This is a genomic window from Leisingera sp. ABM4_060, from assembly GCF_056158765.1.
This window is the reverse complement of record NZ_JBSWTX010000001.1, coordinates 837,916-859,999: the sequence shown is the minus strand read 5'-3', so window position 1 is coordinate 859,999 and position 22,084 is coordinate 837,916. Positions and strand designations below refer to the sequence as shown.

Here is a 22,084-nt window from a genome sequence, read left to right as displayed (position 1 = left end):
CCGCAGCTGCACAGCCTTGCATTGCTGCCTTCATTTAGAAGTGAAATGACACCCCCAACAAGCTTGCGAGGAGCCCAGGCATGAAAAAGATCGAAGCCATCATCAAGCCTTTTAAACTGGATGAGGTGAAGGAAGCGTTGCAGGACGTCGGCGTCCAGGGTCTTTCTGTCATCGAGGTCAAGGGTTTCGGCCGCCAGAAGGGCCACACTGAGCTTTACCGCGGCGCCGAATATGTGGTCGACTTCCTGCCCAAGGTGAAAGTCGAGGTTGTGCTGGACGACGATCAGGTCGACCAGGCGATCGAGGCCATTGTCGACGCCGCCAAGACCGACAAGATCGGCGACGGCAAAATCTTTGTCTCGCCCGTCGAGCAAGCCATCCGCATCCGTACCGGCGAGACCGGCCCGGACGCGCTGTAAACACACACGAAATCTCCAGATACCTATATCAGAAGGACCAAGGGAATGAGCGTAGACGCAGTTCTCAAGACTCTCCGTGAAGAAGACGTGGCCTACGTCGACATCCGTTTCACCGACGTGCGCGGCCGCTTGCAGCATGTGACCGTGGACGTGGACCTGGTCGACGAAGACTTCCTGGAAGAAGGCTTCATGTTCGACGGCTCCTCGATCGCCGGCTGGAAGTCGATCGAAAACTCCGACATGAAACTGATGGCCGACACCACCTCGGCCTATATCGATCCGTTCTACGCGGAAAAAACCCTGTGCCTGCATTGCTCCATCGTTGAGCCCGACACCGGCGAAGCCTATGAGCGCGACCCGCGGGGCACCGCGCAGAAAGCGGAAGCCTACCTGAAGTCCTCCGGCATCGGCGATGTGGCCTATATGGGCCCGGAAGCGGAATTCTTCCTGTTCGACGACGTGCGTTACTCCAACACCATCAACAAGGTGTCTTATGAAGTTGACGCAACCGACGGCTCCTGGAACACCGACGCCGAGTTCGAAATGGGCAACATGGGCCACCGCCCGGGCCTGAAGGGCGGCTACTTCCCGGTGAACCCGACCGACGAAGCACAGGACCTGCGTTCCGAGATGCTGTCGACCATGAAGCGCCTGGGCATGAAGGTCGACAAGCACCACCACGAAGTGGCCTCCTGCCAGCACGAGCTGGGCCTGATCTTCGACAGCCTGACCAAACAGGCCGACGAACTGCAGAAGTACAAATACGTGATCCACAACGTGGCGCACGCCTACGGCAAATCGGCCACCTTCATGCCGAAGCCGATCTATGGCGACAACGGCTCGGGCATGCACGTCAACATGTCGATCTGGAAAGACGGCAAGCCGCTGTTTGCAGGCGACAAATATGCTGACCTGTCGGACGAGGCGATCTACTTCATCGGCGGCATCCTGAAGCACGCCAAGACCCTGAACGCCTTCACCAACCCGTCCACCAACTCCTACAAGCGCCTGATCCCCGGCTTTGAAGCCCCGGTTCTGCGCGCTTACTCCGCCCGCAACCGCTCCGGCTGCGTGCGTATTCCGTGGACCGAAAGCCCGAAAGCCAAGCGCGTCGAGGCCCGCTTCCCCGATCCGGCGGCAAACCCCTACCTGTGCTTTGCCGCGCTGCTGATGGCCGGCCTGGACGGCATCAAGAACAAGATCGATCCGGGCGAAGCCATGGACAAGAACCTCTACGATCTGCCGGCCGAAGAGCTGGAAGGCATCCCGACCGTCTGCGGCAGCTTGCGCGAAGCCATCGACGCCCTGGCCGCCGACCACGACTTCCTGCTGCAGGGCGACGTGTTCACCAAGGACCAGATCGACGGCTACATCGAGCTGAAGATGGAAGAGGTCCACAAGTACGAGCACACCCCGCACCCGGTGGAATTCGGCATGTACTACAGCTGCTAAGCTGTCCCCGCCAAAATATAGAAAGGGCACCCGGCCGGGTGCCCTTTTTTGCTGTTACAGCTTCCCACTCAACTAACACCCCCGCACGGCCGCCACCAGGCAGTCCGCGAACGCTGCCTTAGAACAGAAAATCGTCCTGGCTGAGGTCACCGAGGCTGATGCCCGCCAGGGTCACCGTATTTCCAGACGTGTCATCAATAAGAACATCCGCGCCGGATTGCGACATATGGCTGTTCATTAGATCGTTGTAGGAGTCGATTCCGGAATTCGCCGACAAATCTATGAGATCAGTTCCTCCGTGCTGAAAGTCGGTCACTGTGTCTGCCCCGGACATGTCCCCGAAAATAAACGTGTCGCTATCTTCCCCGCCGAGCAGCGTATCGTCTCCACGGCCGCCGATTATCCTGTCAGCGCCGCGCCCGCCCTCGATCCAGTCATCACCGCGGCCACCGTTCAAATCGTCATCGCCTGAATGGCCTTTCAGAGTATCCGCGCCCTGGCCGCCAATCAGCTTGTCCCCCTGCTGCCCGCCCGTCAGCCGGTCCATGCCGCCACCGCCTTCAAGCCGGTCATTGCCCCAGCTCCCGAACATGACGTCGCGGCCATCGCCGCCAAGCATTGTGTCATTTCCGCCTTGGCCCCAGAAATGTCCGCGCCCGCCATCAACCGATAAATGGTCATCGCCGCTCTGGCCGATCAGGACACTGTCCCGGTGCGTTGCCACCCGTGTGCCGCTGTTCGGTCCGGTAATTACAGCGGCTTCTCCCCAGGTTCTCAGCATATATGTTCCTATACTCTGGCCCAAATAGGATTCCGCGCTCAGGTAGTAGGTTCCCGTTTCAGTCGGCGTGAACAGCAGAAGCGAGTCAAATTCGATCCCGCCATCATCATTCCGTGCAACCTCAGTTCCATCGCTGTCTCGCAGGTAAACATACGGGTCTCTCAGGCTGCCCTTATTTGTATGGGTCGCTTGCATGCCAAAGGCATAGTCCACCCCGGCAGTCAGCTCTATCGAAACCCAATCCAACTCGTCTATCCGCAGCAATTCGCCGTAAAACCGGTCGCCAATTTCAAGGCTATAAGGGGTGGAACTGCCGTCCGGCGCTTCTGTAACCTCTACAATCCGGGACATAACGGGGTCTGCTCCTCAAATAACTGGACCTATGTTTCAAAAAAAGCAGCAATGAGCCCTAACCATCCAAGGGGCAGCACGCGCATCAACAGTATAGGCTGCGGCGGGGCAGCGTTCCTCCCCCCGCGCACCGCGCACCGCCAATTTTAGCTCTGCCGCCTTGGCCTGACCGGAAAATCCGCTGGTCTAGAACAGGAAATGTTCCTGGCTCAGGCTGGCAAGACTGACATTGGCCAAGGTCGTGGTATTTCCAGCCGTATCATTGATGACAACATCCGCGCCTGATTGCGAAATATGGCTGGCCATCAGATCATCGTAAGAGTTGATTTCGGAATTCCTCGACAAATCAATTACATCTCCCCAATCAGGTTTAAAATCGGTGATGAGATCATTGCCGGCCCGGTCGGCAAAGACAAAGGTGTCTTCATTACCGCCTCCGGACAAAGTATCGTCACCACGGCCGCCGGAAAGCGTGTCACGGCCGCTATCGCCGACAAGCACGTCGTTTCCGCGCCCGCCGCGCAATTCATCATGGCCGCTATAGCCCTTCAGACTGTCCGCTCCGGAACCGCCGATCAGTGTATCCTGGTGCCTGCCTCCGGTAAGCCGGTCCCTGCCGCCACCGCCCTCGATCAGGTCGTTGCCCCAGCCGCCAATCATGGTGTCACGGCCGTCGCCACCAATCAAAGTGTCGCGGCCTTTCCAGCCCCAGAAATGGCCGCGGCCGCCGTCTACAGACAAATGATCATTGCCCGCCTCTCCCACCAGCACACTGTCCCAGTCGGTAGCGACCAGCCTGCTGCCTTCAGCGGAGGCAACAGCGGCCTCGCCCCAGGCTTTCAGCATGTAAGTGCCAAAGCTGGAAAACTCAAAGGATGTCACTTCAAGGTAATAAGTGGCCGTTTCAGACGGCGTGAACACCAGGAGTAAATCGCCGCGGATGCCTTGATTATCATCACTGGCCACCACATTCCCGTCACTGTCTCTCAGGTTCAGAAAGGGATTGCCCAGCGACCCCCTGTCCGTAGCCCCGCCTTGCAGGCCAAAGGCATAATCCTCGCCAGCAGTCAGTTGAACGGACACCCAATCCGGGTCTTCACTCCCCCACAGCGCTCCAAAAAACCGTTCTCCAACACCAATGCTATAGGGTGTGGAACTGTCGTTCGGTGCGTCTGTTATTTCATCATTCCGAGCCATGGATCGATTCCGTTGAGAAAATTTCAGGTTATTGGAAATGCAATCAAGAAGAGAAAGTTTCGGTTTGCAATATGCGTTGAATTGCTTGCTCTTGCAACACCATCCAGTCCTTGTATGTGCCGCAGCGATCACCAGGGCGGCTGGCGGGTTTGGTTTTAGAACCCTTGATCTGAACCGCTTGCGGCGTTAGTGCAGCCGGTTCCACTTGCCGCACAGGAGCCCGCCATGCCTGCCCCCAGCACTCTTGGCATCGATTTTGGAACGTCCAACTCAGCCGCCGGGATTGCGGTTGCGGGCCGGCCCTGGCTGGTCGAGATGGAGCCTGGTGAACAGACACTCCCCACAGCAGTATTTTTTGAAGAGAACACATGCCGAATGCGAATTGGACACAGCGCCGCCCGGGCTCTGATCAGCGGCGACGAAGGCCGGTTTATGCGGGCGCTGAAAAGCCTGCTTGGCACGCCCCTCTTGCAGGAGGAACGGCGCTTTGGCGGTGAGCGGCTGAGCTTTGCCACACTGATCGCGCGGTTCCTGGCAGAGATGAAACGCCGGGCAGAGACTGCAACGCATATGGAATTCAGCCATGCGCTGTCGGGACGGCCTGTGCGGTTTCACTCCAAGGATGAAGAGCGCAACGTTCAGGCCGAAAAGGACCTGCGTGCCTGCTACCTTGAAGCCGGATTTCAGGACGTGCTGTTCATGTATGAGCCCGAAGCAGCCCTGCGCGCTGCAGCGCCTGTGCCGGGCCTGGGTCTGATTGTCGACATCGGCGGCGGCACTTCGGACTTTACCGCCTTCGAGCAGCAGGGGAACGGCCGGCCCCGCATTCTTGCGTCAAACGGAGTCCGGCTGGGCGGCACCGATTTCGACCGTCAGCTCAGCATTCATCACGTGATGCCCTTGCTGGGCCGCGGCAGCCCGATCCGCAACAGCTTCGGCGGCGGCACGCTGCCCGCGCCCAACCGGCTGTTCAACGATCTGGCCACATGGCAGATGATCCCTTTCCTCTACACGCCGGAAAGCCGCCGGGCGGCCAGGGACCTGGAAGCCAATGCAGCGGAGCCGGACAAGCTGGCGCGCCTGGTTGCGGTGCTGGAGGACGAGCTGGGTCACGAGCTAGCCTTTGCTGTCGAACGCGGCAAGATACGGGCCAACGGAACAGATGGCGCAGCCGCGATCGACCTGAAACTGCTGGAGCGCGGCCTGTCCGTGCCGCTGCCCGCAGAAGATATGAACCGGACCCTGGCGGAACAGACCGCCGCCATCGGCGCCTGCGCGGCGGAAACGCTGGCACAGGCCGGTATTTCTCCGGACCGGGTGGAGCGGATTGTGCTGGTCGGCGGCTCTTCGCTGCTGGCAGCAGTGCAGGCGCAGATGCAGGCGCTTTGTCCAAATGCCCGCACCGAAACAGCAAATGCCATGACGGCCGTCGCCGATGGCCTGGCCCTGGCCGCAGCTGGGGCCTTTGCTTAGGCGGATGGGAACCATTGCAAGGAATTCCCGTTAGACAAAGGGCGCCAGCACGCTAGGCTGCAAGCGCCCGAGTCACATTTCGAGAGTTCCTTCATGCGCCGTTTTCTGGCCCCTGCCCTGATTTCCGCCCTGCTTGCTTCCCCGGCTCTGGCTGCCACCTGCGGCAACACCTCTGCCGGGTTTGACGCCTGGAAACAGGAGTTCACACGCGACGCCAGGCGCGCGGGCGTACGCAAGGCCGGGCTGCAGGCGCTGGCCTCCGCGCAATACGCGCGCCGTACCATCGCCGCCGACCGCAACCAGAAGAGCTTCAAGTATTCGCTGGAGAAGTTCATGCAGATCCGCGGCTCTGCCACCATCGTGGCCCAGGGGCGCAAGCGCAAGGCGCGCAACCCGGACTTCTACGCTGCCCTGGAACGGCAATACGGCGTGCCCGCCGGCGTGCTGATTGCCATCCACGGCATGGAAACCGCCTTTGGCAACTACATGGGTGACAGCCAGGTAGTCTCGGCCATTGTCACCTTGACCTACGACTGCCGCCGCTCGGACTTTTTCCGCCCGCATGCGCTGGGCGCGCTGAAGCTGGTGGATCAGGGCGCCATCACGCCCGCGACCCTTGGCGCCAAACACGGCGAGCTGGGCCACACGCAGTTCCTTCCAGGCAATGCCCTGGAATTCGGTGTGGATTGGGATGGCAACGGGCGTGTCGATTTCTACAATATGGGCGATGCGTTGGCGTCCACCGCCCACTACCTGCGCCAGAAGGGCTGGAAGCCCGGCAAAGGTTACCAGGATGGCGAACCCAACTACCGCGTTCTGAAGGAATGGAATGCCGCAACTGTCTATCAGCAGTCGCTGGCCATCATGGGCCACCAGATCGACGGCTGACCGCTATCCCGTCCGCTTACGGAACCTTTGCGCCCGCAGCTTCCGTAGGCAGGCGGGTCCTTGGCGCAGTGCCACCCAAAACAGTCTCCGCGATTCCCGCCCCATTGTAGGCCCTAAGGCATCAATGTGTCCGCCCGCCGCCACAGTTGAGCCGTAATCCAGCCGTCAAAAGCGACAAATTTCAGTTAATTTCACTTGATTTCAACCACTTACAGATTGCCCCATTCTTGAACACTGCGCTTTGGTTGTTTCTGTACCTGGGGCGTTGCCTGCCCCACTTTCAACTACTTCAAATTTTACTCTTTCTTTATCGGCACCCTGAATGGAGGATCCGGAAGGTGGCAGAGAAGGTGAATTACACAGGCAGGCTTGGGCTGGAATACCGTGACTCCGGCACTCTCTCGGCTGCAGTAACTGCAGTTGTGGACACGCTCGAGGATTTCGGCCACTCCGCGGACCGGATCGATGCCCGCGCCGAGAACACTGCCAAGCTGCAAAGCGACCACTACCTTGCGACTGTCCGCCTGCGCCGGGTGCCGCTGAAGCGCGCCAGCAAGCTGACCGGCAGCATGCTGCAGCCTGCCGCCCTGCTTGAGCTGTCGCTGACACCGGTCTACCCCAGTCATTGCGATCAGGAACTGTCGGAACTGCTGCTTGCGGAAATGCTGCACCGACTGCTGCCCGAGGTGGAGGCAACTTCGGTCGAGTGGCTGGAGTCCGAGGTGGCGCTGACCTGCGAGCAATTTCTGAGCGCGTTTGAGCCGCAGCAGCAAGAGGCCGGACGGGAGCCTTCAACGGCCAAGCAAACGGCAATGCCCCGCCCCCGCGGCCGCGCCTGCTTTACCCCGGTCGAGGAAACCGCGCAGGAGCTCGAGGTTCACTGCGACCGTGCCTTTGCAGCCGCATTGGACGACCGGAAAGCCGCCACGGCCTCTGCTCTTGCCCGCACGCCCGCCCTTGTGGAGGATCTGCGCCAGGGCTGGGGCAGCCAGCTGCGGTCCTCGGTTGTTGCCGCCTTTTCCCTCTCAAGCACCAAACGCCTGCGCTTTGTCAGCCATTTGCTGCTGCTCACCGCACTGATCCTGTTCCTGGACAGCGCCGGAATGGTACAGGCCGCCCGGCCCCTGGTCCCCTGATCCTGGGTCAGCCCGGCTGATCCGGAGCGCTGTCCTGCGTCCCCCACTGCCGCATCACGTCTCCACGCGCCAGCACGCGGGTATGAATGGCAAACACAACGGCGCGGCTCTGCGGCAGCCGCAGAATCATCTGCTTTTCGCTGCGCAGGAAATCCGCCCGCGCCCCCTGCGGCCGGTCCCTCGGCGCAAACTGGCTGCGCGGCTGAAACAGTGCAGGATCCTGGTACCACAGCGCGTTGAACCGCCATAACGGCCGCCCTGCCTGCACCCCGTCAAACAGCCGCTGCACCCGGGCTGCCATGCCTGTATCATAGCTGTCCACCGGCACATGGATGCCGGCCAGCGGCCGCATGAATTTTTCCGCTAGCATCCAGCTTGCAGGAAAGCATAGCACCGCACCTGTCAGAACATGCTCCTCCGCGCCGTCCGGTTTCTGCAGGATGCAGAAGTCCTGCTGCGCAATCCGCCCCAGGGTGCCAAGCGGATCCTCCCGGTCAACCGGCACTGCCGCACCATCCGGACGGACCGCCGAATCCCGGGCACCGGGATCGACCGTATCCAGCACCGTCTGCAGCAATTCCTGCGCTGCCGCTATGGCGCCAGCGTTCAGCTGCAAAACCTCCTGCCGCCGGTCGGACAGCAGACGCGCGCGCTCTGCCATCTGGCCGCGGTAGGCGTCATCCGGCGAAAGCCAGCCCTCCGGCGCAAGCGGCTGAATACCGGGGAGTTTCTTCTCCTCCAGCGGATTGTAGGGAATGGTTTTCTGCAAAATCGCGGTCATTCTCTTCCGATAGCACCCCCTGGACCGGAAGCCATCCGCGACGTTGCATCATAGGTCAGAAACGACCGGGGAATCAGTCGTTTTCTGCAGCAATTCCGGCGGCGGCAATGGGCACATTGGACAGGATTGAACAGAGCTGTGCAGCGACGGAGGCCACGCATGAACGAGCATTACCGCGACATCCGCAAGATCGACCCGACCCGCGGCGCCAATCTGGGTGACAATACCCCGAACGACAATGACCGTGTCGAGATCGGCCCGACCCAGCTCGCCTTCTCCGAATGGGCCGAGGCCGGGCTGCAGCTGCCGGACTTGCAGGCGATGCGAAAGTTCCGCTGGGAACGGCTGGTCAAGCACATCAACGACCGCGGCTATGCGGGCCTTCTGGTGTTTGATCCGCTGAACATCCGCTATGCCACCGACAGCACCAACATGCAGCTGTGGAACACCCACAACCCGTTCCGCGCCCTGCTGGTCTGTGCCGATGGCTACATGGTGCTCTGGGACTATAAACAGTCGCCTTTCCTCAGCGAATTCAACCCGCTGGTGCGCGAACAGCGCGCGGGCGCCGACCTGTTCTACTTCGACCGCGGTGACAAGGTGGATGTGGCCGCCGACGTCTTCTCCAACGAGGTCCGCAAACTGCTGGAAGAGCACAGCGGCAGCAACAAGCGCCTAGCGGTGGACAAGATCATGCTGCACGGCCTGCGCGCGCTGGAAGCCCAGGGCCTGGAGATCTTCCCCGGCGAGGAACTCACTGAGAAATGCCGGGCAGTAAAAGGTCCAGATGAGATCCTGGCGATGCGCTGCGCCAGCCACGCCTGCGAAACCGCGGTGGCTGAAATGGAGAGGTTCGCCCGCGAAAACGTGCCCGGCGGCAATATCTCCGAAGATGACGTCTGGGCGGTGCTGCACGCGGAAAACATCCGCCGCGGCGGCGAATGGATCGAAACCCGCCTCCTGGCCTCCGGCCCCCGCACCAACCCCTGGTTCCAGGAATGCGGCCCGCGGATCATCCAGAACAACGAGATCATCAGTTTCGACACTGATCTGGTCGGTTCTTACGGCATTTGCATCGACATTTCCCGCAGCTGGTGGATCGGCGATGAAAAACCGCCCGTGGAGATGGTCTATGCCATGCAGCACGGGCTTGAGCACATCCGCTATAACATGGAGATGCTGAAACCGGGCGTGAACATCCAGGATCTGTCCCGCGCCTGCCACCCGCTCGATGCGCAGTTCCAAAAGCAGAAATACGGCTGCATGATGCACGGCGTCGGCCTGTGTGATGAATGGCCGCTGGTAGCCTATCCCGACGCGATGGTCGAAGGCGCTTTCGACTATGAGCTGGAACCGGGCATGGTGCTGTGTGTCGAGGCACTGGTTTCCCCCGAAGGCGGCGATTTCTCGATCAAGCTCGAAGACCAGGTGCTGATCACCGAGGACGGCTACGAAAACCTGACCAAATACCCATTCGACAAGGAGCTGCTGGGCGAAGCGTAGCGCCCGGCTGCCGGTCCCTCCCAGCGGGAGGGTCCGGCTCCTCCTGCGGCGCCGCCAGGCGCCACCGTTTAACAATAGCTGCTCAGGAACGGCTGCAACTTGTCCCGCAGCACCAGCACGCCAGGAGACTCCGTCACCTCCTCCAGCCGGGTGAGCGGCACCCAGGCCAGAGCGTGGGATTCACTGCTGGGTTCAACTTCGCCCGCCTCCGCCTGAAACAGATAGCGCACGTCGTAATGCAGATGCGCGCAGTCACGGGCATTGGCCGGGATTTCGTGGATGTCGACGTCAAACACGCGGTCTGACAGTGCCCGGATCCGGCTGAGCCCGCTTTCCTCATAAGCCTCTTTCAGCGCTGCAAAGGGCACATCGGCGATACCATCGCAATGGCCGCCCAGCTGGTACCAGCGGTTCAGCTTCCGGTGATGGGTCAGCAGCACGCATTTCATGTCCGGCGACATGACAAAAACCGACCCGGTCACGTGGCCGGTTCCGGGATTGCGCCCGAAGGCTTGCGGCTCGCTTCTGCAAAACGCCTGCAGCCGCTGCCACATTTCCCGCTCCTGTGCGTCCTGCGGGCTGTAACACCCGATACCTGCTATGCTGCCGCCGCTCATTTGCCTTCACCTTCCCGTGACGTCCGGGTCTGTTGCCTTGTTCATGACCCAAGGAGCGCTCAATCTATGCGGAACACCCAACAAAGGCCACGCCCATGCCCACGGAACGTATTTCCTTCCCCGGCCACGCCGGAAACACCCTTGCTGCCCGCCTCGACCTGCCCGAGGGGCCGGTCCTGGCAACTGCGCTCTTTGCTCATTGCTTCACCTGCTCCAAGGATATCCCCGCCGCGCGGCGCATAGCCGGACGGCTGGCCGCCATGGGGATTGCCGTTTTGCGGTTCGATTTCACCGGCCTCGGCCATTCCGAGGGCGAGTTTGGCAATACCACCTTCAGTTCCAATGTGGCGGATCTGATCATGGCCGCGCAATACCTGGCATCGCGCAACATGGCACCGTCGCTGCTGATTGGCCATTCGCTGGGCGGCGCAGCCGTACTGCGGGCGCGGGCCGGCATTCCGGCCATCAAGGGGGTGGTGACCCTGGGCGCGCCATTTGATCCTGGCCATGTATCGCATCACTTCGATGCAGCCTTGCCGGAAATCGAAGCCAAGGGCCAAGCCGAAGTCTGCTTGGGCGGGCGGCCCTTCGTCATCGGCAAGGAGTTTGTCGACGACATCACCGCCGAGGCGCTGGAGCCCGCAATCGCAGATCTCAGGGCCGCGCTGCTGGTGCTGCACGCGCCGCGCGACGAAACCGTAAGCATCGACAATGCCGCGTCGATTTTCACGGCTGCCAAACATCCCAAAAGCTTTGTCACCCTGGACGATTCCGACCACCTGATTTCGCGGCCCGCGGATGCGGAATACGCGGCCGAGGTGATTGCGGCCTGGGCAAGCCGCTACATCGATATGTCGCCGCCCGCGCCGCCGCCCGGAGCGCCGGAGGGCATCTTGCGCGTCACCGAAGCCGATCCGGATGGCTTCCTGCAGGACGTCCAGTCCGGCCCCAGCCACCACACTTATGCGGATGAACCGCTGGCCTATGGCGGCACCAACCGCGGCATGTCGCCTTACGGCTTTGTCGCCGCGGGGCTTGGCGCCTGCACCTCGATGACCCTGCGCATGTACGCCCGCCGCAAAGGCTGGCCGCTGGAAGGTGTCAGTGTTGATGTGAGCCACGACAAGGTGCATGCGCAGGACGCCCAGCCAACGGGTCCCGCGAAGATCGACCAGTTTACCCGGGTGATCCATCTGTGCGGGCCGCTGAGCGAAGAACAACGCGCCAAACTGATGGAAATCGCCGACAGATGCCCGGTGCACCGCACCCTGGAAAGCGGTGCCAAAGTGGTGACCCGCCTGGATGCCAAGGATCATTCAGCCGCGGTGTAAGGCTGCCTGGCGTGCTCCCGCGCCCGGCCATTGCAGGAAACCTGCAACGGCTGCGGCCTTGGGCCCGGCGCCGCACTTTGTGCGGCGCCGGGCCCAACTGCGGCAGGCCTTCGCATGAAGGCCGCAGCGCAGGCGGGAGAGCCCCGCTACTGTTCCGCGTACCTTCCTGTGGTGATGTCACCGCCTTCGCCGACAAACCGCAGCGCCGCCCCATCGGTTTCCAGTGCGAAACAGGCCCACAGGTCCGACGGCGGCCAGGTCGAGCAATATTTGCCGTCCCGCACGCCCCAATAGCCCCAGCTGTCATGGCCAGCATTGTAAAGCGTCCGGCCAGAGGCGCGGAATTCCTGCCAGGCGCCGCTGCCGTAAACCAGCTTGCGCCCTTCCAGCGCCTGCTGCACCTCTTCCCCGTTCAGCACCTGCCATTCGCCCGCCCAAACGGGCGAAACCGCGCATGATACCGCAATCATCAGGGCAATCTGCCTCATGCCGTCCTCCCAGACTTGCTGTCTCTCCTCTCCTCCTCTAATAGGCCGGGCATCTGCTGCACAATCACATAAAGGTGCTTTCGCCCATGATCCCGCGCTATGCCCGCCCCGAGATGACCGCCATCTGGTCGCCTGAGACCAAATTCAAGATCTGGTACGAGATTGAGGCCCATGCCTGCGAAGCCATGGCGAACCTCGGCGTGATCCCGCGCGAAAACGCCGATGCGGTGTGGAAAGCCAAGGACCTGGAGTTCGACGTCGCACGCATCGACGAGATCGAGGCCGTCACCAAGCATGACGTGATTGCCTTCCTGACCCATCTGGCTGAGCATGTGGGCTCTGAGGAAGCCCGCTTTGTCCACCAGGGCATGACGTCTTCGGACGTGCTGGACACCTGCCTGAACGTGCAGCTGGTGCGTGCCGCCGACCTCCTGCTGGACGGTATGGACAAGCTGCTGGCCGCATTGAAGAAACGCGCGCTGGAGCATAAGCACACCGTCCGCGTCGGCCGCTCCCACGGCATCCATGCCGAGCCCACCACGATGGGCCTGACCTTTGCCCGCTTCTATGCGGAAATGGACCGCAACAAGAACCGCCTGGAAAAGGCCCGCTGGGAAGTGGCCACCGGCGCCATCTCCGGTGCGGTCGGCACCTTTGCCAATATCGACCCGGCGGTTGAAGAACACGTCTGCGAGCAGCTGGGCCTGCGGCCTGAGCCGATCTCGACCCAAGTGATCCCGCGCGACCGCCACGCGATGTTCTTTGCCACCCTCGGCGTCATTGCCTCCTCGATCGAGAACGTTGCCGTGGAAATCCGCCACATGCAGCGCACCGAGGTGCTGGAAGGCGCGGAGTTTTTCTCGATGGGCCAGAAAGGCTCCTCGGCAATGCCGCACAAGAAAAACCCGGTTCTGACCGAAAACCTGACCGGCCTGGCGCGCCTGGTGCGCATGACCGTGGTTCCGGCGATGGAGAACGTGGCCCTGTGGCACGAGCGCGACATCTCGCACTCCTCGGTGGAGCGCGGCATCGGCCCGGACGCCACCGTCACCCTGGATTTTGCCCTGCACCGTCTGGCCGGCGTTATCGACAAGATGCTCGTGTTCCCTGATAACATGCTGGAAAACATGAATAAATTCCCCAGCCTGGTGATGTCTCAGCGGGTGCTGCTGGCGCTGACACAGGCAGGTGTCAGCCGCGAAGACGCCTATGCCATGGTGCAGCGCAATGCGCTGAAAGTCTGGGAAGACCGCGTCGACTTCCGCGAGTTGCTGCTGGCAGATGCGGAGGTGGTTGCCGCCCTGGGCGAAGAGGCGATCAACGAGAAATTCGACATGGGCTACCACACCAAGCATGTCGACACGATCTTCCGCCGGGTGTTCGGCGAGTAAGCCAGGCCTAGCTGCTTTATCAGAAACGCCCCGCAAGTCCGGCGGGGCGTTTTTCTGCTCCATCCAACAGTTTCCGGCGGTTATTCGGTCTGCCTCCGGACGTTTTCGTCAATCGAATGCCTGCAGATCCCCGCCGAGATAGGATTTTGCCGTATCGATCTGCCACGGATAGGCATAAACCGCCTTTGAGTTTTCAACCTGCTGCAAGAAAGAATTCAGATCCTTGGCGGCGGACGCTTGCGTGAACTCGCCCCCTAAGCCCTCCCTGGCCCCCACGGCTTTTACCCAGCCCTTTGCATAGTCTACTTTTGCATAGGGCTGCGCAAAATTGGCGTCGAAAGTGCTGGACAGCACTGCTGCCGAGTTCAAATTTTCCAGCGCCTTTTCAAAGCGCAGCAGCGTATTGTCTGTATCTTCGGAATCCAGCACTAGGTAGACACCCTTGTTATAGAAGAAATGCGCCTGAAGGTCATAGGCAAAGGCTTTGGAGTTTACACCCGCCTTCTGGACCAATTCATCAATTTCCATCTGCATTTGGTCGGTCGGATAGCTGATTGCAAAACGCTTGACGTTTTCCCTGACATAAGCACTTGGGTTCAGCGCATGGGAGAGCATGAACGTTACCACCTCAGCCGGCACATCCGGTGCTTGGGACAAATCGTTCCAGGGATCCGGGCGGCGCCGCGACAACACCCAGGTGATCGCGCCGATTTCCCGCTCTGTCGCATTTGCCGGGTTTTGCGCAACTTCTTCAATCCATTCCCGGTATAATCCGAAATGCGCAAGCAGTGTTTTCCGTGCTTCATGCCGGAGTTCATATGTATCGCTCTCCAGCGCGTTGCGGACGTCCTCCAAATCTGCAGGCTCAGGAGTTTCACTTGCAAAAGCCGGCCTCACCAGGCCGCCAAGCCCGGAGGGAAGCAAGGCGGCGGAATCGTCCGGCAAATCGGCGCCAACGTCTTCAATCGGCGCTTTCAGCGGCGGTTTGATTTTCAGCGCCGGCCTTGGGCCGCAATAAGCCTGGCCGCCAGGAAGAAAGTCAACTTTGTCAATCGCCAGAAGGGAATTGCCCTCACCCAGCGAATAATGTGCTGTCAGATACATCTCGGCGCCTTGTGCCGGGACACTGTTAACTCGGCAGCGCACAACAAAGTCATCGGCAAACCGCACATCGAAACTGAGAGCAGACAACGGTTGATCGTGCAGCACCACCCATTCGATACGGGTATCCAGGCCAGCGTCACCGGGCACTTCTCTCGCAAAAAATCTGGCGACCCCGGCCGCCTTCACTTTTGCACCTTTGGACAGGTTATCTATGGAGCCGATATAGACATGCTTTCCGCCAATGAATGCCGGAATGATGTTTGCCGTGGCATGCACCACAAGCAGCAAAAGCGCAACGCCCCACACTAGGTATAAATTGCGCCGGAACATCGTTGCATTCTGGGAAAAGCCGCCTTCTGTGGCCTCCATCAGACGTTGCGAGAGCGCCTTATGCGCATAAACAATCAGGAACAGCGCAATAACCGTCGGCACTCCAGACGCAAGCAAGCGGAAACTGTCCTGATTGGTTACAAGAAACTTTGCAATGTCGCTCATAGGCAGAACTCCCAAGAATAACTTTTGCTAGTATTTCATCTTCCGTACCACACACTTTAAGTTGAGTCACCTGACATGAATTCCCGCAAAGCCATGATCATCCTTCTTCTGCGCAGCACAGTCCCGGATTGGAAAATTCTGCAAAAACGCATTCGTGATGCGAATAAATTCGCTGTCCCGCGGGTTCTCTGAGTACATTGAACGTGACTTTGCACATCAGGAGTTGATGATATGCGTTATTTTGCTCTGGCCGCCGCCTTGACCCTTCCGATGGCGGCCTTTGCCGCCAGCGGCAACGACTGGAACCCGCCCAAACCCACCGAGACCACCAAGACCTGCAAGGGAAAACGGGTTTGGGACGAGGAAAAGAAACGCTGTGTTCGGGCCCGCAAATCATCGCTGAACCAGCAGGAACTGATGGGCGCGGTGCGCGAGCTGGCCTATGCCGGCCGCCAGGAGGACGCCCAGGCGGTGCTCAGCGCAATGGCTGACCAACAGGATTCTCTGGTGCTGACCTATTGGGGCTTCACGCACCGCAAACAGGGCAATTTCGACTTGGCACAGGTCTATTACGATCAGGCGCTGGCTCAGGATCCGGATAACATCCTTGCCCGTTCGTATATGGGCCAAGGCCTTGTGGAACAGGGAAAATACGGGGCTGCCCTGATACAATGGAAAGAAATCCGGGCACGGGGCGGTGATGGCACCTGGGCTGAAGCATCGCTGCGCAACGCCTTGGAAACCGGCGCGTCCTACAGCTACTAGGCTTCAGCATTTTTTTACGGCTTGCGGCCTATCCTGCTCCCGGATCAAGAAAATCTTTGGTAGGGTGCGAGAATGCCTCAAGACAATATGCTGGCACTTCCCATGGCGGGCGGCGGAATGGATGCGGGCGGTTTTGCAGCCCCGGCCCCGCTGGGTGGCGGCGGCGGTGCCGGCGGGCTCAGCGGCAAGGCCAAGGCCGCAATCATCGTCCGGCTGCTGCTGAACGAAGGCGCGGAAATCCCGCTGGAGGAGCTGCCGGATGACCTGCAGCTGGAGCTGACCAAGCAGATGGGCAATATGAGCATTGTCGACCGTGATACGCTGAACACGGTCGCCAATGAGTTTGCCGATTTGCTGGACAACGTCGGCCTGCACTTCCCCAATGGCCTGGCGGGCGCTTTGAACGCCATGGAAGGCAAGATCAGCCGCTACACCCACAGCCGCCTGCGCAAGGAGGCCGGGGTGCGCCAGTTCGGCGATCCCTGGGAACGCCTCAAGCAACTGCCGCCAGAGGATCTGGCGGGGCTTGCCGAGGCTGAAAGCACCGAAGTTGCTGCCGTGCTGCTGTCCAAGCTGGACACTGCCAAGGCGGCGCAGATGCTGGCGCATCTGCCGGGACCCGTGGCCCGCCGCATCACCTATGCCGTCAGCCAGACTTCTAACGTGACGCCGGAAACCGTGGACCGGATCGGGCTGTCGCTGGCGGCCCAGGTCGAAGCCCGGCCCGAAGTCGCCTTTGATGAAACCCCGGGCCAGCGCCTGGGCGGCATCCTGACAGAGGCAGCGGCGGCAAAGCGCGATGAGGTTCTGACCGCGCTGGACGAGGAGGATGAGGAGTTTGCCATCAAGGTGCGCAAGGCGATTTTCACCTATGCGCTGATCGGCGAACGGATGCAGAAGACCGATGTGCCCAAGCTGATGCGGGTCCTGTCGCAACCGGATCTGGTCACCGCCATGGCCTTTGCCACCGACGAAGAGGACGTCGCCACCAACGATTTCCTGCTGGCCAATATGTCGAGCCGGATGGCCGACAACATCCGCGAGGAAGTGGCCGAACGCGGCAAGGTCAAGCGCAGCGACGGCGAGGCCGCCTTCAGCATGATCATCTCGGCAATGCGCGATCTGGTGGCCACCGGCGATATCGAATTGAAATCGGATGAGGAAGAAGACGGCGAGTGATGCAAACCGCTGAATGACCGCTCCGGCGGCCCTCCGCGCGGCCGCTGCGAGAGCTGCTTGTGCCTGCCGCGGTGCGGGCTTATGATGCGGGCTTCCAGCCGCCTTCCTGCGCCGCAGCCATCCGGACCCCATGCCCGTCGACCCTTCCGAACTCTCCACCTGGAGCCATGCCAAATACTATGGCAGCAACCTGTTTCTGCGCGGGCTGCTGCTGGGTGCAGGCCTGATCCCCTACCGTATGCGGGTGCCGCTGCTGGGCCGGCTGGTCACCCTCATGGGCCGCGCCGCCGGCTTTGAAAAACGGGTGCGCGACAATCTGAAACTGGTCAACCCGGAGCTGTCAGGACTGGACGCCAAGCAGCTCTACCGGGATGTCAGCGACAATGCCGGCCGGATGATTGCCGAGCTTTATGCGGGCCAGGAGTTCTTTGAGCGCGCCCGCAAGGCCCCCATTACCGGGCCCGGGCTCGAAGCTCTGGAAGCCGCGCGCGCGGCAGGCCGGCCTGTCCTGCTGGCCACCGCTCATTTTGGCAATTACGATGCCGCCCGCGCCGCGCTGGTGGCCCGCGGCCATGAGATGGGCTCGCTCTACCGGCGGATGGCAAACCCCTATTTCAACGAACATTACGTTGCCGCCATGAAGGCAAATCACGACCTGATGTTCGAACAGGGCAAACGCGGCATGGTCGAGCTGGTCCGTCACCTCAAGAAGGGCGGTATCGCGGCTATCGTCACCGATCTGCACGCCCAGGGCGGCGAGCTGATCGATTTTTTCGGCAAACCGGCCGTCACCTCAACCGTGCCGGCCGAACTGGCGCTGAAATTCGGCGCTGCGCTGATCCCGGTCTATGCGGTTCGTCAGGAAAACGGCTTGGATTTCGAGATCGTGATGAACGCCGAAGTGCCGCATTCCGATCCGCTTACCATGACCAAGGCCTTGAGCGCGGATCTGGAAGCCATCGTGCGCAAGCACACCGGCCAATGGTTCTGGATTCACCGCCGCTGGAAACACCAGGCTGCCTTCCGCAAGCCTGAGCCTGAAGTAGAACCGGCCAGGGATTGATCCGCTGAGTTAATCTGCCCGGGCCGCGGCAAGGATGCGGCCAAACGGGGCTTCCTGCACCAGAACTGCAGCCGGAAGATCACCCGGGACCGGCACCGAGACCTCCAGATCTCCTGCGCCGTCCCATTCGGCAGCGATTTGCCAATCCTCCACCACATTGGAGTAAGACAGCGTGCGCCCGGCCAGCTCGCCGCGCTTGATGCTGACGGTCCGCTCCGGCGTGTAGCGCACCACTTGCACCAGAAGCTTGCCGTCCGGCATCTGCACCCGCGGCTGCAGCCGGATCACCAGCTCCTCGCCCCGCCGCTCGACCGCCAGCGACACCGGCCGCGGCTGGTCCTTGTGTTTGGCAATGGCATCCGCCACTTTCATCGCATCGGCGCCTACCACGTCATCCTGGCCCATGATGATCATCTGCGGCGTATAGATCATCCGGCGCCCGCCCACATGGGCATAGCCCTTTTGCCGCTGCGTGTGCGAAGGCCGCGCAAACGCGTCCTTCCAGCCAATGTAGTCCCAGTAATCCACATGCAACGCCAAGGGCAGCACGTCCTCGCGTGCGGCCAGCTTGTGCAGCAGCGCATCGGCCGGCGGGCAGGAGGAACAGCCTTGCGAGGTATAAAGCTCCACCACCACAGGCTCTGCCGCGGTTTGGCCGTAAACCGGAAGGGCCAGGCCCAAAGCTGTGACTATCGACGCCAGAAGTTTCATGAATCGCCCACGCTGTTTCTTAGGCTTCTGGTCTAAAGATGTGGCTGCGGTTACGCCAATCAATCATTTTTGAGCCGGGTTTGAACCCGGTATCGCGGCACTTACCGCAAAAAATGTGTACAATCGCATACAAAAGTGCTGCCTGCGGCGTTTGGGCTATTGAATGCTTAATCTTCCTCATGCATTTAGCAGGCAGCGAATTCCCGATCTGAAATTCTTGAGGGAGGCCAAACATGCCTATCACCGTCGGTCAGGACAATGCCAACGCACGCAGAACGCTGAGCGTTAACGGCAAGTCGATTTCCTATTACTCCATTCCCGCCGCCACCGAGGCCGGCTTTGGCGACTTTTCCAAGCTGCCCGCCGCACTGAAAGTGGTGCTGGAAAACATGCTGCGATTTGAGGACGGAGGCTTCTCCGTCTCCACCGACGACATCAAGGCCTTTGCCGAATGGGGCGCCCAGGGCGGCAAGAACCCGCGCGAGATCGCATACCGCCCGGCCCGCGTGCTGATGCAGGACTTCACCGGCGTTCCCGCCGTTGTCGACCTGGCGGCTATGCGCGACGGCATCGTCGGCCTGAAAGGTTCCGCCGCCAAAATCAACCCGCTGGTGCCCGTCGATCTGGTCATTGACCACTCGGTGATGATCGACGAATTCGGCAACCCGCGCGCGTTCCAGATGAACGTGGACCGCGAGTATGAGCGCAACATGGAGCGTTATCAGTTCCTGAAATGGGGCCAGAACGCGTTCAACAATTTCCGCGTTGTGCCGCCGGGCACCGGCATCTGCCACCAGGTGAACCTGGAATACCTGGCGCAGACCGTCTGGACCGACACCGACCAGAACGGTGAAGAAGTCGCCTATCCGGATACCCTGGTTGGCACCGACTCCCACACCACCATGGTGAACGGCGCCGCGGTTCTGGGCTGGGGCGTTGGCGGGATCGAGGCCGAGGCCGCGATGCTGGGCCAGCCGATCTCGATGCTGATCCCCGAAGTCATCGGCTTTGAGCTGACCGGCCAGATGGTCGAAGGCACCACCGGCACTGACCTGGTTCTGAAAGTGGTTGAAATGCTGCGCGCCAAGGGCGTTGTCGGCAAGTTCGTCGAATTCTACGGCGAAGGTCTGGACCGGCTGCCGCTGGCCGACCGAGCCACCATTGCCAACATGGCGCCGGAATACGGCGCCACATGCGGCTTCTTCCCGATCGACGGCGAAACCCTGCGCTACCTGCGCAACACCGGCCGCGACGAGGACCGTATCGCCCTGGTCGAAGCTTACGCCAAGGAAAACGGCTTCTGGCGCGGTGCGGATTACAACCCGGTCTACACCGACACCCTGACCCTAGACATGGGCAGCATCGTTCCTGCGATCTCCGGCCCGAAGCGCCCCCAGGACTATGTCGCTCTGACCGACGCCAAATCGGCCTTCGCCAAGGAGATGGAAGAGACCTTCAAGCGTCCGATGGGCAAGGAAGTCGCCGTCAAAGGCGAAGACTACACCATGGAGTCGGGCAAGGTCGTGATCGCCTCGATCACTTCCTGCACCAACACCTCCAACCCCTATGTGATGATCGGCGCCGGTCTGGTCGCACGCAAGGCAGCCGCTCTGGGCCTCGACCGCAAGCCCTGGGTCAAGACCTCGCTGGCACCGGGTTCGCAGGTTGTGTCCGCCTATCTGGAGGCCGCGGGCCTGCAGGAAGACCTGGACAAGGTCGGCTTCAACCTGGTGGGCTACGGCTGCACCACCTGTATCGGCAACTCCGGCCCGATCCAGCAGGAGATCTCCGAAGCAATTGCCGAGGGCGATCTGGTGGCAACCTCGGTCCTGTCGGGCAACCGCAACTTTGAAGGCCGTATCTCACCTGACGTGCGCGCCAACTACCTGGCCTCGCCGCCGCTGGTCGTGGCCTACGCGCTGGCCGGCACCATGGACATCAACCTGGCGTCTGACCCGATTGCTCAGGACAAGGATGGCAATGACGTCTACCTGAAAGACATCTGGCCCTCGACCCAGGAAGTCGCGGAACTGGTCGAACAGACCGTCACACGCGAAGCCTTCCAGTCGAAATACGCCGACGTCTTCAAAGGCGACGATAAATGGCAGGCGGTGGAAACCACCGATGCGGAAACCTATGACTGGCCCGCGACCTCGACCTACATCCAAAACCCGCCCTACTTCCAGGGCATGGGCACCGAGCCGGGCACCATCTCGAACATCGAAGGTGCCAAGGTTCTGGCGGTTCTGGGCGACATGGTCACCACCGACCACATCTCGCCCGCCGGCTCCTTTGCCACCACCACCCCCGCAGGCCAGTACCTGCTGGAGCGCCAGGTGCAGCCGCGTGAGTTCAACTCCTACGGCTCCCGCCGCGGCAACCACGAGATCATGATGCGCGGCACCTTTGCCAACATCCGCATCAAGAACGAGATGCTGGAAGGCGTCGAAGGCGGCTACACCAAAGGCCCCGATGGCGCGCAAACCTCGATCTACGAGGCCTCGATGGCGCATCAGGAAGCGGGTACCCCGCTGGTGGTGTTCGGCGGTGAACAGTACGGCGCGGGCTCCTCGCGCGACTGGGCGGCCAAGGGCACCGCGCTGCTGGGCGTCAAGGCGGTGATCGCCGAGTCGTTTGAGCGTATCCACCGCTCCAACCTGGTGGGCATGGGCGTTATCCCGTTTGAATTCACCGGCGGCGACACCCGCAAGTCGCTGGGCCTCACAGGCGATGAAACCGTGTCGATCAGCGGGTTGGACACCATCCAGCCGCTGCAGGAAGTGCCCTGCTCGATCACCATGGCCGATGGCTCGGTGAAAGAGATCACCCTGAAGTGCCGCATTGATACCGCGCCCGAGATCGAATACATCGAACACGGCGGCGTGCTGCACTACGTGCTGCGCAACCTGGCCAAATCCTAAGGCTGCCGCAATTCCGGAAGTTCAAAGGCGCCCCTCGG

General features: G+C 61.1%; 19 protein-coding genes. 12 read left to right on the top strand and 7 right to left on the bottom strand.

Features of this window, described 5'->3' with window-relative positions:
• The first annotated feature begins 80 nt into the window (after positions 1–80).
• Both ACXAEH_RS04260 and glnA read left to right on the top strand, forming a co-directional pair.
• Positions 81–419, top strand: a complete 339-nt coding sequence (locus ACXAEH_RS04260) for a P-II family nitrogen regulator (protein WP_008554830.1) — start codon at positions 81–83, stop codon at positions 417–419.
• Positions 420–464: 45 nt separating this feature from the next.
• A complete protein-coding gene (gene glnA, locus ACXAEH_RS04255; RefSeq protein ID WP_475031239.1) occupies positions 465–1,871 on the top strand; it encodes a type I glutamate--ammonia ligase in 1,407 nt (468 codons plus the stop codon).
• Between the two features lie 118 nt (positions 1,872–1,989).
• Here the strand turns inward: glnA and ACXAEH_RS04250 are convergent, their stop codons facing one another.
• Together ACXAEH_RS04250 and ACXAEH_RS04245 are read right to left on the bottom strand one after the other, a co-directional pair.
• A complete protein-coding gene (locus ACXAEH_RS04250; RefSeq protein ID WP_475031238.1) occupies positions 1,990–3,003 on the bottom strand; it encodes a calcium-binding protein in 1,014 nt (337 codons plus the stop codon).
• 186 nt (positions 3,004–3,189) lie between these two features.
• Entirely contained in the window at positions 3,190–4,200 is a 1,011-nt protein-coding gene (locus tag ACXAEH_RS04245; RefSeq protein WP_475031237.1) for a calcium-binding protein, read from the bottom strand.
• Between the two features lie 225 nt (positions 4,201–4,425).
• On the opposite strand from ACXAEH_RS04245, the gene ACXAEH_RS04240 reads away from it, so the two are divergent.
• From ACXAEH_RS04240 to ACXAEH_RS04230, 3 genes are all read left to right on the top strand, one after another.
• Entirely contained in the window at positions 4,426–5,673 is a 1,248-nt protein-coding gene (locus tag ACXAEH_RS04240; RefSeq protein WP_475031236.1) for an Hsp70 family protein, read from the top strand.
• 93 nt (positions 5,674–5,766) lie between these two features.
• Entirely contained in the window at positions 5,767–6,561 is a 795-nt protein-coding gene (locus tag ACXAEH_RS04235) for a lytic murein transglycosylase (RefSeq protein WP_475031235.1), read from the top strand.
• A gap of 338 nt (positions 6,562–6,899) precedes the next feature.
• Positions 6,900–7,697 carry a hypothetical protein gene (locus ACXAEH_RS04230; RefSeq protein ID WP_475031234.1) on the top strand — a complete coding sequence of 266 codons (798 nt, stop codon included), beginning with the start codon at positions 6,900–6,902 and terminating at the stop codon, positions 7,695–7,697.
• A gap of 7 nt (positions 7,698–7,704) precedes the next feature.
• Here the strand turns inward: ACXAEH_RS04230 and ACXAEH_RS04225 are convergent, their stop codons facing one another.
• The gene (locus ACXAEH_RS04225) at positions 7,705–8,478 is read right to left on the bottom strand and encodes a heme-dependent oxidative N-demethylase family protein (protein ID WP_475031233.1); all 774 of its coding nucleotides are present in this window, start codon (positions 8,476–8,478) and stop codon (positions 7,705–7,707) included.
• 159 nt (positions 8,479–8,637) lie between these two features.
• Here ACXAEH_RS04225 and dddP point away from each other — a divergent pair, with 159 nt between their 5' ends.
• On the top strand, positions 8,638–9,981 hold the full coding sequence (gene dddP / locus ACXAEH_RS04220) for a dimethylsulfonioproprionate lyase DddP (RefSeq protein ID WP_475031232.1): 1,344 nt from the start codon (positions 8,638–8,640) through the stop codon (positions 9,979–9,981).
• A gap of 68 nt (positions 9,982–10,049) precedes the next feature.
• Here dddP and ACXAEH_RS04215 read toward each other — a convergent pair whose 3' ends face one another.
• Complete coding sequence (locus ACXAEH_RS04215; protein ID WP_475031231.1) at positions 10,050–10,598, bottom strand: NUDIX hydrolase; 549 nt, start codon at positions 10,596–10,598, stop codon at positions 10,050–10,052.
• A gap of 95 nt (positions 10,599–10,693) precedes the next feature.
• Between ACXAEH_RS04215 and ACXAEH_RS04210 the strand changes: the two genes are divergently transcribed.
• Positions 10,694–11,929 (top strand): bifunctional alpha/beta hydrolase/OsmC family protein, encoded by a 1,236-nt coding sequence (locus ACXAEH_RS04210; protein WP_475031230.1) that lies wholly within the window; start codon positions 10,694–10,696, stop codon positions 11,927–11,929.
• A 146-nt stretch (positions 11,930–12,075) separates the two neighbouring features.
• Here the strand turns inward: ACXAEH_RS04210 and ACXAEH_RS04205 are convergent, their stop codons facing one another.
• The gene (locus tag ACXAEH_RS04205; protein WP_475031229.1) at positions 12,076–12,417 is read right to left on the bottom strand and encodes a hypothetical protein; all 342 of its coding nucleotides are present in this window, start codon (positions 12,415–12,417) and stop codon (positions 12,076–12,078) included.
• Positions 12,418–12,503: 86 nt separating this feature from the next.
• Between ACXAEH_RS04205 and purB the strand changes: the two genes are divergently transcribed.
• The gene (purB, locus tag ACXAEH_RS04200) at positions 12,504–13,808 is read left to right on the top strand and encodes an adenylosuccinate lyase (RefSeq protein WP_475031228.1); all 1,305 of its coding nucleotides are present in this window, start codon (positions 12,504–12,506) and stop codon (positions 13,806–13,808) included.
• A gap of 108 nt (positions 13,809–13,916) precedes the next feature.
• Here purB and ACXAEH_RS04195 read toward each other — a convergent pair whose 3' ends face one another.
• The gene (locus ACXAEH_RS04195; protein ID WP_475031227.1) at positions 13,917–15,407 is read right to left on the bottom strand and encodes a hypothetical protein; all 1,491 of its coding nucleotides are present in this window, start codon (positions 15,405–15,407) and stop codon (positions 13,917–13,919) included.
• Positions 15,408–15,638: 231 nt separating this feature from the next.
• Between ACXAEH_RS04195 and ACXAEH_RS04190 the strand changes: the two genes are divergently transcribed.
• The 3 genes from ACXAEH_RS04190 to ACXAEH_RS04180 all read left to right on the top strand — a co-directional run bounded on the left by ACXAEH_RS04190 (position 15,639) and on the right by ACXAEH_RS04180 (position 18,414).
• Positions 15,639–16,172: a tetratricopeptide repeat protein gene (locus ACXAEH_RS04190; RefSeq protein ID WP_475031226.1), complete on the top strand. Its 534-nt coding sequence runs from the start codon at positions 15,639–15,641 to the stop codon at positions 16,170–16,172.
• A 72-nt stretch (positions 16,173–16,244) separates the two neighbouring features.
• A complete protein-coding gene (locus ACXAEH_RS04185) occupies positions 16,245–17,351 on the top strand; it encodes a flagellar motor switch protein FliG (RefSeq protein ID WP_475031225.1) in 1,107 nt (368 codons plus the stop codon).
• 130 nt (positions 17,352–17,481) lie between these two features.
• Entirely contained in the window at positions 17,482–18,414 is a 933-nt protein-coding gene (locus ACXAEH_RS04180) for a lysophospholipid acyltransferase family protein (RefSeq protein WP_475031224.1), read from the top strand.
• 9 nt (positions 18,415–18,423) lie between these two features.
• On the opposite strand, the gene ACXAEH_RS04175 is transcribed toward ACXAEH_RS04180, so the two are convergent.
• Positions 18,424–19,125, bottom strand: a complete 702-nt coding sequence (locus ACXAEH_RS04175) for a DUF1223 domain-containing protein (protein WP_475031223.1) — start codon at positions 19,123–19,125, stop codon at positions 18,424–18,426.
• Between the two features lie 233 nt (positions 19,126–19,358).
• Here ACXAEH_RS04175 and acnA point away from each other — a divergent pair, with 233 nt between their 5' ends.
• Positions 19,359–22,046, top strand: coding sequence for an aconitate hydratase AcnA (acnA, locus tag ACXAEH_RS04170; RefSeq protein ID WP_475031222.1), 2,688 nt, complete (start codon positions 19,359–19,361; stop codon positions 22,044–22,046).
• The last annotated feature ends 38 nt before the right edge of the window (positions 22,047–22,084 follow it).

Coding starts and splice junctions, on each gene's coding strand:
- ACXAEH_RS04260 (WP_008554830.1), top strand. CDS start 81: ATGAAAAAGATCGAAGCCATCATCAAGCCTTTTAAACTGGATGAGGTG.
- glnA (WP_475031239.1), top strand. CDS start 465: ATGAGCGTAGACGCAGTTCTCAAGACTCTCCGTGAAGAAGACGTGGCC.
- ACXAEH_RS04250 (WP_475031238.1), bottom strand. CDS start 3,003: ATGTCCCGGATTGTAGAGGTTACAGAAGCGCCGGACGGCAGTTCCACC.
- ACXAEH_RS04245 (WP_475031237.1), bottom strand. CDS start 4,200: ATGGCTCGGAATGATGAAATAACAGACGCACCGAACGACAGTTCCACA.
- ACXAEH_RS04240 (WP_475031236.1), top strand. CDS start 4,426: ATGCCTGCCCCCAGCACTCTTGGCATCGATTTTGGAACGTCCAACTCA.
- ACXAEH_RS04235 (WP_475031235.1), top strand. CDS start 5,767: ATGCGCCGTTTTCTGGCCCCTGCCCTGATTTCCGCCCTGCTTGCTTCC.
- ACXAEH_RS04225 (WP_475031233.1), bottom strand. CDS start 8,478: ATGACCGCGATTTTGCAGAAAACCATTCCCTACAATCCGCTGGAGGAG.
- dddP (WP_475031232.1), top strand. CDS start 8,638: ATGAACGAGCATTACCGCGACATCCGCAAGATCGACCCGACCCGCGGC.
- ACXAEH_RS04215 (WP_475031231.1), bottom strand. CDS start 10,598: ATGAGCGGCGGCAGCATAGCAGGTATCGGGTGTTACAGCCCGCAGGAC.
- ACXAEH_RS04210 (WP_475031230.1), top strand. CDS start 10,694: ATGCCCACGGAACGTATTTCCTTCCCCGGCCACGCCGGAAACACCCTT.
- ACXAEH_RS04205 (WP_475031229.1), bottom strand. CDS start 12,417: ATGAGGCAGATTGCCCTGATGATTGCGGTATCATGCGCGGTTTCGCCC.
- purB (WP_475031228.1), top strand. CDS start 12,504: ATGATCCCGCGCTATGCCCGCCCCGAGATGACCGCCATCTGGTCGCCT.
- ACXAEH_RS04195 (WP_475031227.1), bottom strand. CDS start 15,407: ATGAGCGACATTGCAAAGTTTCTTGTAACCAATCAGGACAGTTTCCGC.
- ACXAEH_RS04190 (WP_475031226.1), top strand. CDS start 15,639: ATGCGTTATTTTGCTCTGGCCGCCGCCTTGACCCTTCCGATGGCGGCC.
- ACXAEH_RS04185 (WP_475031225.1), top strand. CDS start 16,245: ATGCCTCAAGACAATATGCTGGCACTTCCCATGGCGGGCGGCGGAATG.
- ACXAEH_RS04180 (WP_475031224.1), top strand. CDS start 17,482: ATGCCCGTCGACCCTTCCGAACTCTCCACCTGGAGCCATGCCAAATAC.
- ACXAEH_RS04175 (WP_475031223.1), bottom strand. CDS start 19,125: ATGAAACTTCTGGCGTCGATAGTCACAGCTTTGGGCCTGGCCCTTCCG.
- acnA (WP_475031222.1), top strand. CDS start 19,359: ATGCCTATCACCGTCGGTCAGGACAATGCCAACGCACGCAGAACGCTG.